We start from the raw sequence: 14,446 nt of genomic DNA, 5'->3' as shown, positions 1-14,446 counted from the left end.
TATGCCTATGAGTGATTTCCGTTCGGGCTTCGTTGCCATTGTTGGCCGCCCTAACGTTGGAAAATCCACTCTCATTAACGCTTTAGTTGGTAGCAAGATTGCAATTACTTCGCATCATCCCAACACCACCCGTAGTGCTATTCGCGGCATTGTTCATGGAGATAACTTCCAAGCAGTTTTGGTTGACACACCTGGAGTTCATAAGCCAAAGACTTTATTAGGCCATCGCCTTAACGCAGTTGTCGATCAATCTATGGATTCAGTTGATGTTGTGATTTTGTGTATTCCAGCTGATGAAACATCAGGTGCTGGGGATGTATACATCGCACAAGAAATCGCTAAGCATCCACGGGCAAAGAAGTTTGCAGTTATTACAAAGACTGATTTATTGTCTAAAGAAAAGCTGGCGCTTCGCTTAACTGGAATCATGGAGTTAGCTCAGGGCTTTACGTGGGATGAAATCATTCCTGTTTCAGCTGCTATTCATGATCAAATCGATTTGCTCAATAGCCTCATCGGAGCCGCGCTTCCTACTGGTCCTGCCTATTACCCAGAGGGCACAACTAGTGATCAAGCAATCGAGCAGTTAATTTGTGAATTCATCCGAGAAGCTGCGCTACAGGATGTCCGAGAAGAACTGCCTCACTCCATCGTTGTAACAATTGATGAGTTTGGTGAGCGAGAAGAAAAGGGATCTCGCCCCTTTTATGATGTTCACGCAACTATCCACGTTGAACGTGACACACAGCGCGCAATCCTGCTTGGCCATCAAGGTACCCGCTTAAAGGAGATTGGCATCAGAGCTCGCGCAGATATTGAGCGCGCACTTGTTGCCAAGATTTTCCTAGGTCTACACATTAAAGTTTCTAAAGAGTGGCAGCGTGATGCTCGCATGCTCGACAAACTAGGTTTTGAAGAGCGTCGTTAGACTTTTTCTTTACGACTTGCAAGAAAAGAACCTAAAACAACCATAGGCAGACCCACAATAATTCCCAGAGTAATTGGCTCATCCAAGATAATAATTCCAAGAACCACAGCAACAGCGGTGTTTACATAGGTAGTGAGCGAGCCACGGGCTGCACCGATTTCAACGATGACTATGAAGAAGAGCATGAAGGCGATAGCGGTGCTAAATACACCAAGTGCCACGAGGGCTGATATTGCTTCTACTGAAACTGGATTACTTGGCCATACTGCAATGGCGATTGGTGTGTAGAAAATACAGGTGATTCCCATTGCCACACCATTGATTGCAATTCCATCAACACCTGGCAAGTTAGCGGTGATCATCAGCACGGCGTAGGCATAGAGAATTGAAGCCAGAATCACCATTGCGATGGCTTTTGGATTACTACTCCCAGTTATAGATTCAATTCCAACCAAGGCAATAATTCCGACAAAGCCAACAACTAGACCAAAGATTCTCTTTGGCTGCCAGACGCTGTGATCCCCACGAAGTGAAGAGAAAATAGTTGAAAAAATAGGAACAGTTGAAACAAGTAATCCTGCAAGACCAGAAGAAATCTCTTGTTCAGCACTTGTTATGAGAATCCATGGACCAATCATTTCAAGTGCTGCATACGGGGCAACATACTTAATACCCTTAATCGCATCTTTGAAAGTATTTTTCCTCATTGCAATAGGGATCAAGATTGCAGCACCAATGAGCGTGCGCCCAGCAACGATGAGCGCAGGTGGAATATCAGCAACGGCTACCTTCATAAGAAGATAAGGAATTCCCCACAAAAAGCCGACAATGCCGAATTGAATCCAGGATTTACGAGTCATTTATGCAATCACACGGCGATAGAGAGCAATGGTTGCCGCAGCTACTGCGTCCCAACCAAATTCGCTCATGGCGCGTACTCTGCCAGCAGTTCCATACTTTTTTAGCAGTTCTGGCTGTGACATTAAACGCGTAATGGATTGCGTGAACGCGGCTTCAAAAGCTGGGCCATCACCGTTGTAGTCAACCAACTCACCGCTCACTTGATGTGCAACAACTTCTGGAATTCCGCCCACACGAGATGCCAGAACGGCTGTTTCACAGCCCATCGCCTCTAAATTAACAATTCCAAGTGGTTCATAGACTGAGGGACATAGAAATAGCTGGGCTTGGGTCAACATCGCAGTGAGTTCAGCGTGAGGGAGCATGTCCTTAATCCACCAGATGTTGCTGCGGGTTTTTTGAAGCTCTGCAATTAAATCAGCAACTTCTTTGCCGATGCCTTCTTCATCTGGACTACCTGCAGCTAGTACAAGGCCATACTCGGAAGGAACCTCTTTCCAAGCACGAAGCAAATGTGCCAAACCTTTTTGGCGAGTAATGCGACCAACAAAGATTGCATAAGGACCGGTAACGCCGTATTTAGCTGGCACGGCTGCATCATTATTTGGGGCAAATTTTGCTGTATCAACACCGTTGCGGATTGTTACAACTTTGCTGGGATCAACTGATGGATAGGCAGCTAAAACATCTGCGCGCATTCCTTCACTCACGGCGATGATTGCTGCAGCGCCTTCATAGGCAGTTTTTTCTGCCCACGATGAAATCGCATAACCCCCGCCAAGTTGTTCAGCTTTCCAAGGACGAAGTGGTTCAAGTGAGTGGGCGCTAACAATGTGGGGGATTGAATACTGCAACGATGCAAAGTGGCCTGCCATGTTTGCATACCAAGTATGAGAGTGAACTAGATCAACGTTAGACAAATTTGTTGCGATTTCAAGATCAGTGGCAATAGCTTGCACTGCAGGATTTGATGAAGTGAACTCTGATGGAGTCTCATATCCAAAAGCATCATCGCGTTTTCCACCAAAGCAGTGAACATCAACATGGACATCTTTGTTTGTGCGAAGGGCTTGCGTTAACTGGAGTACATGGACACCAGCCCCGCCATAGATTGCAGGGGGCCATTCTTTGGTAACGATGCCAACTTTTAGCTCGCTCATATCAACCCCCTACCCGCATCAAGAGGTACAGGCTATCGTTAGCGCATGGCAAAACTTAAACTTCCCCTTGGAATTGTCCTTGCCGGCGGTGAGGGAAAGCGTTTAATGCCTCTAACTGCAGATCGCGCAAAGCCTGCAGTTCCATTTGGTGGTTCATATCGCCTGATTGATTTTGTTTTATCTAACCTAGTAAATGCCAGCATGTTAAAGATTGCCGTGCTCACTCAATACAAATCTCACTCACTTGACCGTCACATCACAACAACGTGGCGAATGTCAGCTCTTCTTGGCAACTACATCACCCCGGTTCCTGCCCAACAGCGCTTAGGTCCACGTTGGTATACAGGTAGTGCTGATGCGATTTTGCAGAACTTTAATTTAATCCATGATGAAAATCCTGAGCATGTTTTGGTCTTTGGTGCAGACCACGTCTATCGCATGGATCCAGGTCAGATGTTTGTTCAACATGTTGAAACAGGTGCAGGAATAACTGTTGCAGCCATTCGCATTCCACGCTCTGAAGCACATGAGTTTGGCGTTATTGAATTAGCTGAAGATGGAATCACAATTAAGGCATTTCATGAAAAGCCTTCTGATCCTCCTGCAATGCCAGGTCATCCTGATCTCTCTTTGGTTTCAATGGGTAACTACATCTTTAAGCGCAGTGTCATGGAAGAAGCATTGATTATTGATTCTGAAGATATTGAGTCACGCCATGATTTGGGTGGAAATATCATTCCTTTCCTAACCAAAAATGGTGAAGCAAAGGTGTATGACTTTGCCAATAACGTGGTGCCAGGTGAGACTGATCGCGATAAGGGTTACTGGCGCGATGTGGGTTCAATTGATTCTTACTATGACGCACACATGGATTTAGTATCAGTTCATCCAATCTTTAATCTTTATAACCGCGAATGGCCTTTGCTTACTAATCCACCATCATTGCCACCTGCCAAATTCAGCGAAAACGGTGGCGCAAATGATTCCATCGTCGGCGCTGGCTCCATTATTTCTGGAGGAGTCTTGAATGGCTCAGTGGTTTCCTATGATGTTTCAGTTGGAAGAGGCGCTCTTGTTGAAGGCTCTGTATTGATGCCATCAGTTCGAATTGGTGATAGATCAATCGTACGCAATGCCATTTTGGATAAGAACGTTGTTGTTGAGCCAGGTGCACAGATTGGTGTTGATTTAGAGCGAGATCGTGCTCGATTCACTATTAGTCCTGGTGGAATCATTGTTGTTGGTAAGGGTGTTCGCGTTACAGCTTAAAGTTCTACCAATTTGCGGTGTTATCTCGCAGCGTTCGGTATTTATCCATTACGTGTGGTGTGGCTTTAGATTCGTGATGTGAAACTTTTCCTAAATCCCACGTTGGCATCTGTCCCAGCAGTGCCCATGCTGCTTGCTTAGCTGCGCCATCTGCAACATATTCACCGGCTGGCGGAACCAAAACTTCGCGGCCAAAGAGTGCGCTAGCAATTGTTGGAATTGCTGGGTTCTTTGCAGCGCCTCCGATTAAAAGTATGCGATTGACGTTCACACCAAGTGCAATCAATGCATCAACAGCATCAGCTAATCCAGCCAACATTCCTTCAATCATGGCACGTGCAATATCGGCAGGATTTGAGTTATTCAGGTTCATCCCAGAGAAAACTCCAGTGGCATCTGGGCGGTTAGGAGTTCTCTCTCCTTCAAAATATGGCAGAAGAGTTAAGCCATTTGCACCAGCAGTTGCAGATAGTGCAAGTGCTCCCACTTCATCATGTGTTTTTCCAAGAATCTTTGTTGCAGCATCCATGATGCGTGCAGCATTTAATGTGCAGACAAGAGGTAAGAAGCGACCAGTTGCATCAGCAAAACCTGCAACTGCTCCGCTTGCATCATGGGTGGCAGTTTCAGAGACTGCAAATGCTGTGCCAGATGTTCCAAGTGAAACTACAACATCTCCTGGTTGTGCCTGCACACCTAGAGCTGCTCCTGCGTTATCACCAGCACCTGCAGCAATTGGTATTCCAGTTGTCGTTGTTCCGCCAAAAGAGTTCGGTGCAATAATTTTTGGTAGTCGCAGTTCAGAGTCATGGCGCAGTGCAAGGCGCAAGATGTCTTCGCGGTAATGAGAAGTTGTTGGATCAAAGTATCCAGTTCCAGATGCATCACTTCGATCTGTGAAAAGTGTGGTGAAATCTTTGCCACCTTGCAGTTGCCATGAGAGCCAATCATGGGGAAGGGCCACAGATGCAACACGGGCGGCATTTTCTGGTTCGTTATCTGCCATCCAACGAAGCTTTGAAGCAGTAAATGATGCAACTAATACTGAACCAACTTTTCGAGCAATTTCAGCATTACCGCCTTCTTCGCGGTTTAAATCCTCGGCAGCTTTTGCAGAACGTGTGTCATTCCATAGAAGCGCTGGTCTAATAATTTCACCATTACTATCGAGTGCGACCATGCCGTGTTGTTGTCCTGCGATAGAAATTGCTTGAACATCTTCTAATCCGCCCGCATCTTTTATTGCACTATCGAGGGCGTTTTTCCAATGTGTGGGATCAACTTCAGTACCTTCTGGATGTGCTGCTCGGCCTTGGCGCACGAGTTGACCCGTGTGGGCATCGCGCATCACTACTTTTACCGACTGAGTGGATGAATCCACGCCGGCGATAATTTGTTGATTGGCCATGTGGCAAGGCTAGACTGTTCCAGTCAGCGTTGACCACAGGCCGGGCGCTTTTGATAGCTCGAGCCCTTCATCATTTTCTTTTCAATGGAGTTAATAATGCGTATTGGTGTGCTTACTGGTGGCGGAGATTGCCCAGGTCTAAATGCTGTGATCCGTGCCGTAGTTCGTAAAGGCGTAAAAGAGTACGGACATGAATTTGTCGGTTTCCGCGATGGTTGGAAAGGTCCACTAGAGGGCTTAACAATGCCTCTGAATATTGAAACAACTCGTGGCATCTTGCCTCGCGGCGGAACAATCTTGGGATCTTCTCGTACTAACCCTTTCAAGATTGAGGGCGGCGTAGAAAAGATTAAGGACAACCTAGCTAAAGCTGGAATCGATGCGCTTATTGCAATCGGTGGCGAAGATACTTTGGGTGTTGCAACAAAGCTGGATTCACTGGGAGTTAAAGTTATTGGTGTTCCAAAGACAATTGATAATGATTTGAACAATACTGACTACACATTTGGATTTGATACAGCGGTGAACATCGCAGTTGAAGCAATCGATCGTCTACACACAACAGCAGAGTCACATCACCGTGCATTAATCGTTGAGGTAATGGGTCGCCATGCTGGCTGGATTGCACTTCACTCAGGCCTTGCAGGCGGAGCAGCTTGTATTTTGATTCCAGAGCAAAAGTTCTCAATCGAAAAGGTATGCGAATGGGTTGAATCTCGATTCAAATCTCATTACGCACCCATCATCGTTATTGCAGAAGGTGCTATTCCTCAAGAGGGCGACATGGTCACAAAGGATCAGACACTTGATTCATTTGGTCACGTCAAGCTTTCAGGAATTGGCGATTGGCTAGCTAATGAGATTGAAACACGCACAGGCAAGGAAGCACGCACATCTGTTCTGGGGCACATCCAACGTGGTGGATCACCAACAGCATTTGACCGTGTTCTTGCTACACGATTTGGTCTCCAGGCGATTACTGCCGCTCACGAAGGTGACTGGGGCAAGATGGTTGCACTTCATGGCACCGATATCGTGCGTGTTCCGCTGGCATCTGCCACAGAACAGCTCAAACTCGTTCCCCTAGAGCGCTATAAGGAGTCAGAGATCTTCTTCGGATAATTGCGGTACGCGATTATCAATTGATTCTCTATCCTTAACCCATGACTTCTCCTCTAGATAATCTCTTCACGCCTGGCCTTGTGGCTGCCCAGCAACCACAGTGGCCTGGCGGTCCAGAGGGTGCTCCAATCAAGGCAGCAGTTGCTGAACTTAAATCTTTTCCTCCACTTGTCTTTGCTGGTGAATGTGATGATTTAAAGGCACGTATTGCACTTGCTGCAGAAGGAAAAGCTTTCTGGTTACAAGGTGGAGATTGCGCAGAGACATTTGCTGCAGCAACTGCAGATTCAATTAGAAACCGCATTAAAACTATTTTGCAGATGGCTGCAGTTCTGCAGTACTACTCATCATTGCCAGTTGTAAAAGTTGGACGCATGGCAGGTCAGTTTGCTAAGCCACGCTCTAATGACATGGAGACTCGTGGGGATGTAACTCTTCCTGCTTACCGCGGAGATGCAGTCAATGCTATTGAGTTCAATGAGGCTGCTAGAACTCCAGATCCAAACCGTTTAGTTCGTGTTTACAACACATCAGCTTCAACTTTGAACTTAGTACGCGCCTTCACACAAGGTGGTTTTGCTGATCTTCGCCAGGTGCATGAGTGGAACAAGGGCTTCATCCGCGATTCATCCGTTGGTGAGCGCTATGAAAAGATGGCTAATGAAATTGGCCGTGCGCTTTCATTTATGCAATCAGCAGGAGTAGATCCTGAGTCATTTAAATCTGTTGATTTCTTCTCAAGTCATGAAGCCTTGATTCTTGAATACGAGAAGGCGCTAACACGTATCGATTCACGTACCGGAAATCCATACGATGTATCAGGTCACTTCATCTGGATTGGTGAGCGCACACGTCAATTAGATGGTGCTCATGTTGATTTTGCTTCAAAGGTTCGAAACCCAATTGGTATCAAGCTTGGACCTAAGTCCACAGTTGATGACGCACTTGCACTCATTGACAAGCTAGATCCAAATCGTGAGCCAGGACGCATTACTTTTATTACTCGTATGGGTGCTGGAAAGATTCGCGAAGCCTTGCCAGCACTTGTTGATGGTGTTACTAAGTCGGGTGCAAAGGTTTTGTGGGTCTGCGATCCAATGCATGGCAATACATATGAGGCACCAACAGGTTATAAGACCCGTAAATTTGATGATGTTATGGATGAAGTAAAGGGATTCTTTGAAGTCCATAAGGCGTTGGGTACACATCCAGGTGGAATTCATATTGAACTAACCGGCGATGATGTCACTGAATGCGTTGGTGGTGGCGAGCAGATTTCACATGAGGACCTTGCTTCTCGCTATGAGACTGCATGCGATCCGCGCTTAAATCACTCTCAGTCCTTGGAGCTTGCCTTCCTGGTTGCTGAGATGTTGCGCGACCGCTAATTTTCTCCTTGTGACATTATTAGTAACAACCCATAAGACTCCTGTGGGAAATCTGAATCTCATAGCTGATGATCAGATTTTAATTGGTGCCAATCTTTTAACAATCAGTGCATTTAAAGCTGGCAAAGATATAAAGATTGTTAAGTCCATTCCTGTCATTAGTGATTTAATCAATGACTATTTTGACGGGGACATCACTGCCATTAATGGCATCAAAGTCAGCCAACCAGGTGCTCCGTTTTCACAAGCTGCATGGAAAGCAATGCGCAAGATATCTGGTGGCAAAGTTCTCTCTTACTCTGATATTGCCCAGCGTGCTGGATCTCCAGCAGCGGTGCGTGCAGCAGGAAGTGCATGCGCCAATAACGCCATTATGTTGGTTGTTCCATGTCACCGAGTTGTTAAAACTGGGGGAGCGTTAGGAAATTATGCTTACGGAGTTAACAAGAAGGAGTGGCTACTACGCCACGAGGGCTACCTTTAAAATCTCAATAGCTTCTTTGCATTGAGCATCATCAAAATCTAAATGAGTTACTAGGCGCGCATACTTTGGTCCCAGCGCACTAATCCACAAGCCCTTTTCACGACAACGTGTTGCTAGTTCAGCTGCACTTATTGGTAGGTGAGCCAGATCTAATCCCACAATATTTGTTTGAACTGTTGTTGGGTCAATAAGAGAAGAATCAATAGCAGCAATTGCAACGGCAATCTCTTTAGCTCGGCGATGATCTTCAGATAAGCGATTGATGTTGTTATCGAGTGCGAAGTGAGCACCAGCTGCTAGCAATCCCACTTGTCTCATGCCAGCGCCATAGCGCTTGCGCCACACACGTGCCTTAGCAACACGCTCTTTAGTTGAAAGCATTACTGAACCAATAGGAGCACCAAGTCCTTTGGACAAGCAGACGCTGATGGTGTCAAAGTATTTTCCGTATTCATTGAATGCAACACCACTTGCAACATGTGCGTTCCAGATGCGGGCACCATCTAAGTGAAGGGCTAATCCCATCGCATCTGCACCTTTGCGCAAAGCCTTAATCTCATCTATTGGTTGCACAGTTCCGCCACCAAAGTTATGCGTATTTTCAACAGCTATTGCTGTGGTTGAAACTAAATATGGCCCTGAATCTGGACGGGCAATCTCAAGTGCATCGGCTGCCTTGAGTAATCCATGTGTAGCGGGCCAGGTGCGTGTAGTGATGCCGCTAAATACTGCAGCAGCGCCGAGTTCAGCGCGAACGATGTGTGAATTAGTCTCGGCAATGAGTTCCTCGCCAGGATTAACCAGCATACGAATTGCTAATTGATTGGCAAGTGAACCCGTTGGTGTGAACAGACCAGCTTCTTTGCCAAACATCCCAGCTACGCGCTCTTCAAGTGAGTTAACCGTTGGATCATCGCTGTAAACATCATCGCCAACTGGCGCAGATGCAATCGCATCACGCATGCCTTGTGATGGGCGAGTAACTGTGTCTGAACGAAGATCAATTGCCATAGATGTGAGCCTACTTTGATTCTTTGATAACTATCAAATACATCGCAGTCACGACAAGGATTCCACCGATCGCGCTCTGTAGCGTTAAGCGCTCACCACCAAAGATGATTGCGAAGAAGGCGGCAAAGACAACTTCCATCGTCAAAATAACGGCTACTTTAGTTGGGCTCATATGTGCCTGAGCCCAGGTTTGAATAATGAAAGCGATGACAGTTGCAAAAACTGCCGTAAAAATCACTACACCCCACACGCCTGCATCAGGCGGCGGTGAATAACCTTCTGGAATAGATGCGATACCAGCCAGTGCGGCACACATAAACAACTGCACCACTGTCATGGCATAGACATCGCGGCCCAAACTCCATTTACTCAGTGAAATGATGTGGCAGGCAAAACAAATTGCGCTCATAAATACTAGGAGCTCACCGATTCCCACAGTGAACCCACGAATAGAAAGCAACCCAAGTCCAACAGTTGCAATAGCAATACAAATCCAAGTAAATCTATTCACCTTTTGTTTTAGGACTAACCAGGCAATCAGTGGTGTTAAAACAACATAGAGGCCAGTCACAAAACCTGTAATTGCAGCCCCCGTGCGATCTAGTCCAAGGGTTTGGAATATGAATCCAAGACCTAGAAAAGTGCCGGCAGCTCCAGCACGCATCAGAATGTCTTTATTGAGAAGACTTAAAACCTTCGGACGGATAAGCACCATAACCACTGCGCCGAGTAAAAATCTGGTGAAAAGAAAGTTATTAACGCTCTGACGCTGGATTGCATCCTTCATGATCACAAATGCCCAGCCCCATGCTGCAGCAACTGCAAGAAGTGCCCAAGGGGCCAACTTCATTCTAAAGAGATGTTTTGTTTCGCTCACTTCTTATCTCGAAGTTTCTTTAGTAGCGCAACTTCAGGCTTGTGCTTTTCCTCCAAGCCTGGTGTTTCAAGAATCAATGGGGCATTCGCTACTGCTGGGTGAGCAAGAAGCTCAGCAAAAGGTTCTACGCCAATGTGGCCATCGCCAATGTTTTGGTGACGATCTTTGAGTGCTCCGCACACATCCATCGAGTCATTGGCATGAACTAATTGAAAACGCTCAACGCCAGCGATTTGAACGAGTAAATCAATAGTTGCAGTCATTCCACCTTTAACAGAGATGTCATGGCCTGCGGCAAATACGTGACAGGTATCAAGACAGATACCAACCTTTGGGTGATACTCCAGAGCCTTCAAATAGTTTTCAAGATCATCTAGCTTCTTAACTAAGGATTGGCCTTGACCTGCAGTTGGTTCTAATAACAAATATGGAGCATCATCAGGCAGAGCGTTAAGAATTGGCATCATGCCTTCATGAATCTGCTTCCACGCTTTTTCAACGTGGTTTACATCCACAGCAGATCCAGTGTGAATAACTGCGCCTAACGCTCCAATATCTGCAGCACGTTGGAGAGAATATTTAGTTGAAGCTAATGAGTTGATGTATGTGGCCTCAGTTGGTGAGCCTAAGTTAATAAGAAAGGGAGCATGGACATAGGTTTCAAGATCCATCTCTGCTGCTTTGATTTTGTAAGCCACATCAAGTTCAGGCTTTGCTGCTGGCATTGCCCACATACGTGGACTTGAAGCAAAAACTTGGATAGCACTTGCACCAATTTCTTGGGCGTATTCAATGGAGCGCTTTGCCATTCCGCCAGTTGTTGGGACGTGGGCACCAATACGTGGCTTCTTGGACTCCTTAGGCATTGGCTTACCCTACGGTAATTGTGACCGTACTGCCACGTTTAACTTTGCTACCCACCTTAGGAGAGATATTTGTAACCTTCTTGACCTTCTTAGTTCCTAATTTCTTCACTACTACCTTGAGCTGCAGGTCTTGCAACGCTTGAGTTGCCTTGAGTTGATCAAGTGAAAAGACGTTAGGGATAAAGACATACTGTGAGCCCTTAGAAATAACCAGAGATACAGTTGAACCCTTCGGTGCAACTTCCACACCGGTTGGGCTTTGAGAAATAACCACTCCCGATAAAACCTTTTCATTAAAGGCATAGGTTGATTCAACATTAAATCCCAAATCATTTAATTCGTTAAGTGCTTGTTCACCACTCTTACCGGAATAAGAAACAAGTGCCACCGTCTCAACACCCTTGCTTATAACTAGTGAAACTGGAGTGTCACGTTTAACTTGTGTGCCAGATGCAGGGGATGTAGAAATCACAAAACCTTTAGGAATCTCTGTGTTAAAGACTTCGGTATTTGCGCCAACTATTAATGGGAATTTCTCGAGGGCAGTGGTGGCAGCCTCAGGAGTAAGTCCTGTAACTGGCGGGATGATGTATCGCTCTGGGCCCTTTGAAAGGATTAACTTGACCTGCCCACCAGATGAAACACGTCCACCACCTGGGGGATCAGTTTCAATGATTGCACCCTTGGCAATATCTTCATCAAAGCGCTTTTCTAAAATAACTGTTGTTAGACCAAGAGGGGTAAGAGTAGAAACTGCTTCCTCATATGTTCCACCAACTACCGATGGAACAACTACGCGCGAACCAGGCCCCACCAATGTGTACCAACCACCAATACCAAGTGCGATAGCCAAAATGATGGCAACTTTGCGGTTACGGCGAACACGCTTGCTCGCCTTCTTTTTCTCTTCCTTGGCAGCTCTAATCTCTTTAGTTGTCTCTTTAATCTCAATGCTCTCTTCTTTTTCTTCCTCTACCTGCTTCTTCATCTTTCCTCGTGGCTTTTCCTTAATAGGCTCCACGGGAAGATCAAGAGCTAACTTCATCTGATTTGTCTTTGGGTCAATTTCATTTTGAATAGATTCCAGCGCTTTAAGGAATTCACCTGCTGTGCGGGGGCGCTTATCTGGATCACGGTTAGTTGCTTGCAAAATCAATGTATCCAGAGCCTCTGGAATCTCTTTGCGCTTAGAGCGAAGGGAAGGAATCTCTTGATTCACATGCATATAGGCGATCTGAATAGGTGTCTCGCCTAGGAATGGTTTTTCACCTGTCAGCATTTCAAATGCCACGATGCCAACTGCATAGACATCACTTCTAGAATCTGCAACACCGCGCTGGACTTGCTCAGGAGAAAGGTATGAAACTGAACCCAAGATAACACTTGATTCAGCCGTCATAGTTGAACCAATGAGTTCTCCGCGCGCTAAACCGAAATCTGCGATCTTTACGCGACCTTCTTTTGAAATCAAAATGTTTTCAGGCTTCATGTCGCGGTGAACAATTCCTAAATCATGGGCTGCAGCAAGTGCGCTAAGAATGGGAGTGAGGTAGTTCATGGCATCTTTAATTTCAAACCTGCCACGCTCATTTAAGTATTCACGAAGCGTGTGACCTTCGATTAACTCCATAACAATAAAGACAGCCGGAACTCCGTTTTGATTCCACCCTTGATCTTGAACAGCAACGATGTTGGGATGTGAGAGTGCGGCTGCGGCTTTAGCTTCTCTAATGAAGCGATTAACGAAAGCTTCATCTTGGGCTAAATGCGGATGCATAATCTTTACTGCAACTTTTCGATCTAAGCGGGTATCGATAGCCTCATAGACGCTGGCCATTCCACCATTGGCAACCTGGCGAGTGAGTTGATAACGCCCATCAATGAGCTCACCCGATAGATCTGACATATGGGCGATTTTAGGGCTTTTAAGCTGGTGAGCTTTGAATGTGTTCCGCGTTTTCGCGTGTCTTATCTCGCAAAAAATGAATTTCTTGAGCAATCTGCCACTGCTTCATCTGCGATGCAATCTGGTTGCCATCTCGATTCAAAACCCTTTGTATTCCAACTTCGGCATCAATATCTAGCCAATACAAGGTTGCACCAGCATCACGTACTACTTTTTGCCCCGCTCCTACGCCTTCTAAAATCAAGATATCAACAGGATGTATCACTCGCTTTGAATCAAAGGACATCGATTGCCAGTTGAAGATATCTATTTCAAAAGCAACCTTGTCCTGATGTGACTTCACAATTGACTCTAAAGTTTGAGTGAGGCGCTCACTCAGAGCATTTTCCCAGCCGTCATAGAGATCATCCATATGGATAACCGCGACGGGTTTATCGGCAGATAGTTCTTCAAAGAAGCTGGCAGCTAACGTTGTTTTACCAGCTCCTGCTCTGCCATCAATTGCGATTAAGGACATACCAACGCTTCCAGCCAACTATCGCAACGAGTGTGAAGAGTGCGTATAGCGCGGCAGTAAACCAATAACCCAAATAGGCGTATTGAATCGTTCCGGCTAAGTCAATGATGAGCCAGAGCATCCACGCTTCAACTTTTTGGTAAACCATAAGAATCTGCGCAGCAAGTGAGCCAACAAGTAAAAATGCATCAGACCATGTTGCTGCAGCACCTGCGCGCGAGAGCAGGGGAGAAAGTACAGAGACAGCAATCAAGGTTCCTGCGCCAATGAATAAGCGATGACGGTTGTTTAGATAGCCAGGGGTTGCACCAGTTGGTGCCCAATCACGCCAGCCCCAAATGGCGGCAACAATGAAAACTATTTGCAGAGCTGCACTTGCAAAGAGATCAACTTGATAAAAGAAGACCATATAGAGAGCACTGCTCAATGCCCACCAAGGCCAAGTGATGCGCTTTCCAGTTGTGCCAAGCCAGACGCCAGTAATGGAAGTAATTGCTGCAATGAATTCAAGAGTCGAGACTTCATAGCCCCACGCTGTAAAAAGGGTGAATGACATAGTTTCCTTTCCACGTCCGCATTACCGGACGGGTCAATCGGTCGGTTTGAATTTCAAACCCTCTCAGCCGCATGCGGCTCCCGTGGTTATTAG

Annotated in this window: 14 protein-coding genes; 5 read left to right on the top strand and 9 right to left on the bottom strand. The window is 46.2% G+C overall.

What is annotated here, in order from left to right; translation table 11 throughout:
* The first annotated feature begins 7 nt into the window (after positions 1-7).
* A complete protein-coding gene (era, locus tag A7sIIA15_RS04485; RefSeq protein ID WP_095686450.1) occupies positions 8-928 on the top strand; it encodes a GTPase Era in 921 nt (306 codons plus the stop codon).
* Here era and A7sIIA15_RS04480 read toward each other — a convergent pair.
* Positions 925-1,788, bottom strand: a complete 864-nt coding sequence (locus A7sIIA15_RS04480; RefSeq protein WP_095685978.1) for a DMT family transporter — start codon at positions 1,786-1,788, stop codon at positions 925-927. The genes era and A7sIIA15_RS04480 overlap by 4 nt on opposite strands.
* Positions 1,789-2,949 (bottom strand): glycogen synthase, encoded by a 1,161-nt coding sequence (gene glgA / locus A7sIIA15_RS04475; protein WP_095685977.1) that lies wholly within the window; start codon positions 2,947-2,949, stop codon positions 1,789-1,791.
* A 45-nt stretch (positions 2,950-2,994) separates the two neighbouring features.
* Between glgA and glgC the strand changes: the two genes are divergently transcribed.
* Positions 2,995-4,218, top strand: a complete 1,224-nt coding sequence (gene glgC / locus A7sIIA15_RS04470) for a glucose-1-phosphate adenylyltransferase (RefSeq protein ID WP_095685976.1) — start codon at positions 2,995-2,997, stop codon at positions 4,216-4,218.
* 4 nt (positions 4,219-4,222) lie between these two features.
* Here glgC and xylB read toward each other — a convergent pair whose 3' ends face one another.
* Positions 4,223-5,626 (bottom strand): xylulokinase, encoded by a 1,404-nt coding sequence (gene xylB / locus A7sIIA15_RS04465; RefSeq protein ID WP_095685975.1) that lies wholly within the window; start codon positions 5,624-5,626, stop codon positions 4,223-4,225.
* 96 nt (positions 5,627-5,722) lie between these two features.
* Here xylB and A7sIIA15_RS04460 point away from each other — a divergent pair, with 96 nt between their 5' ends.
* From A7sIIA15_RS04460 to A7sIIA15_RS04450, 3 genes are read left to right on the top strand one after another with little or no spacing between them, the layout of a single operon-like run.
* Positions 5,723-6,748: a 6-phosphofructokinase gene (locus A7sIIA15_RS04460; RefSeq protein ID WP_095685974.1), complete on the top strand. Its 1,026-nt coding sequence runs from the start codon at positions 5,723-5,725 to the stop codon at positions 6,746-6,748.
* Positions 6,749-6,789: 41 nt separating this feature from the next.
* Positions 6,790-8,136 (top strand): class II 3-deoxy-7-phosphoheptulonate synthase, encoded by a 1,347-nt coding sequence (locus A7sIIA15_RS04455; RefSeq protein ID WP_095685973.1) that lies wholly within the window; start codon positions 6,790-6,792, stop codon positions 8,134-8,136.
* 10 nt (positions 8,137-8,146) lie between these two features.
* Positions 8,147-8,620 (top strand): methylated-DNA--[protein]-cysteine S-methyltransferase, encoded by a 474-nt coding sequence (locus A7sIIA15_RS04450; protein WP_095685972.1) that lies wholly within the window; start codon positions 8,147-8,149, stop codon positions 8,618-8,620.
* Here A7sIIA15_RS04450 and A7sIIA15_RS04445 read toward each other — a convergent pair.
* Genes A7sIIA15_RS04445 through pnuC form a run of 6 tightly spaced genes read right to left on the bottom strand, consistent with a single transcriptional unit; the run spans position 8,597 to position 14,353 of the window.
* Positions 8,597-9,631: a threonine aldolase family protein gene (locus A7sIIA15_RS04445; protein ID WP_095685971.1), complete on the bottom strand. Its 1,035-nt coding sequence runs from the start codon at positions 9,629-9,631 to the stop codon at positions 8,597-8,599. The genes A7sIIA15_RS04450 and A7sIIA15_RS04445 overlap by 24 nt on opposite strands.
* Positions 9,632-9,641: 10 nt before the next feature.
* Complete coding sequence (locus A7sIIA15_RS04440) at positions 9,642-10,508, bottom strand: DMT family transporter (RefSeq protein WP_223298232.1); 867 nt, start codon at positions 10,506-10,508, stop codon at positions 9,642-9,644.
* Positions 10,505-11,374 (bottom strand): deoxyribonuclease IV, encoded by an 870-nt coding sequence (locus A7sIIA15_RS04435; protein WP_095685969.1) that lies wholly within the window; start codon positions 11,372-11,374, stop codon positions 10,505-10,507. Before A7sIIA15_RS04435 ends, A7sIIA15_RS04440 begins: the two co-directional genes overlap by 4 nt.
* A gap of 4 nt (positions 11,375-11,378) precedes the next feature.
* Positions 11,379-13,280, bottom strand: coding sequence for a Stk1 family PASTA domain-containing Ser/Thr kinase (gene pknB / locus A7sIIA15_RS04430; RefSeq protein ID WP_095685968.1), 1,902 nt, complete (start codon positions 13,278-13,280; stop codon positions 11,379-11,381).
* A gap of 19 nt (positions 13,281-13,299) precedes the next feature.
* Positions 13,300-13,797 (bottom strand): uridine kinase family protein, encoded by a 498-nt coding sequence (locus A7sIIA15_RS04425; RefSeq protein ID WP_095685967.1) that lies wholly within the window; start codon positions 13,795-13,797, stop codon positions 13,300-13,302.
* Positions 13,778-14,353 (bottom strand): nicotinamide riboside transporter PnuC, encoded by a 576-nt coding sequence (gene pnuC / locus A7sIIA15_RS04420; protein ID WP_095685966.1) that lies wholly within the window; start codon positions 14,351-14,353, stop codon positions 13,778-13,780. Before pnuC ends, A7sIIA15_RS04425 begins: the two co-directional genes overlap by 20 nt.
* Positions 14,354-14,446 lie beyond the last annotated feature (93 nt).

The organism is Candidatus Planktophila vernalis, from assembly GCF_002288185.1.
In the GTDB taxonomy this organism is placed as follows: Bacteria; Actinomycetota; Actinomycetes; order Nanopelagicales; family Nanopelagicaceae; genus Planktophila; species Planktophila vernalis.
This window is presented reverse-complemented; position numbering and strand designations above follow the sequence as displayed.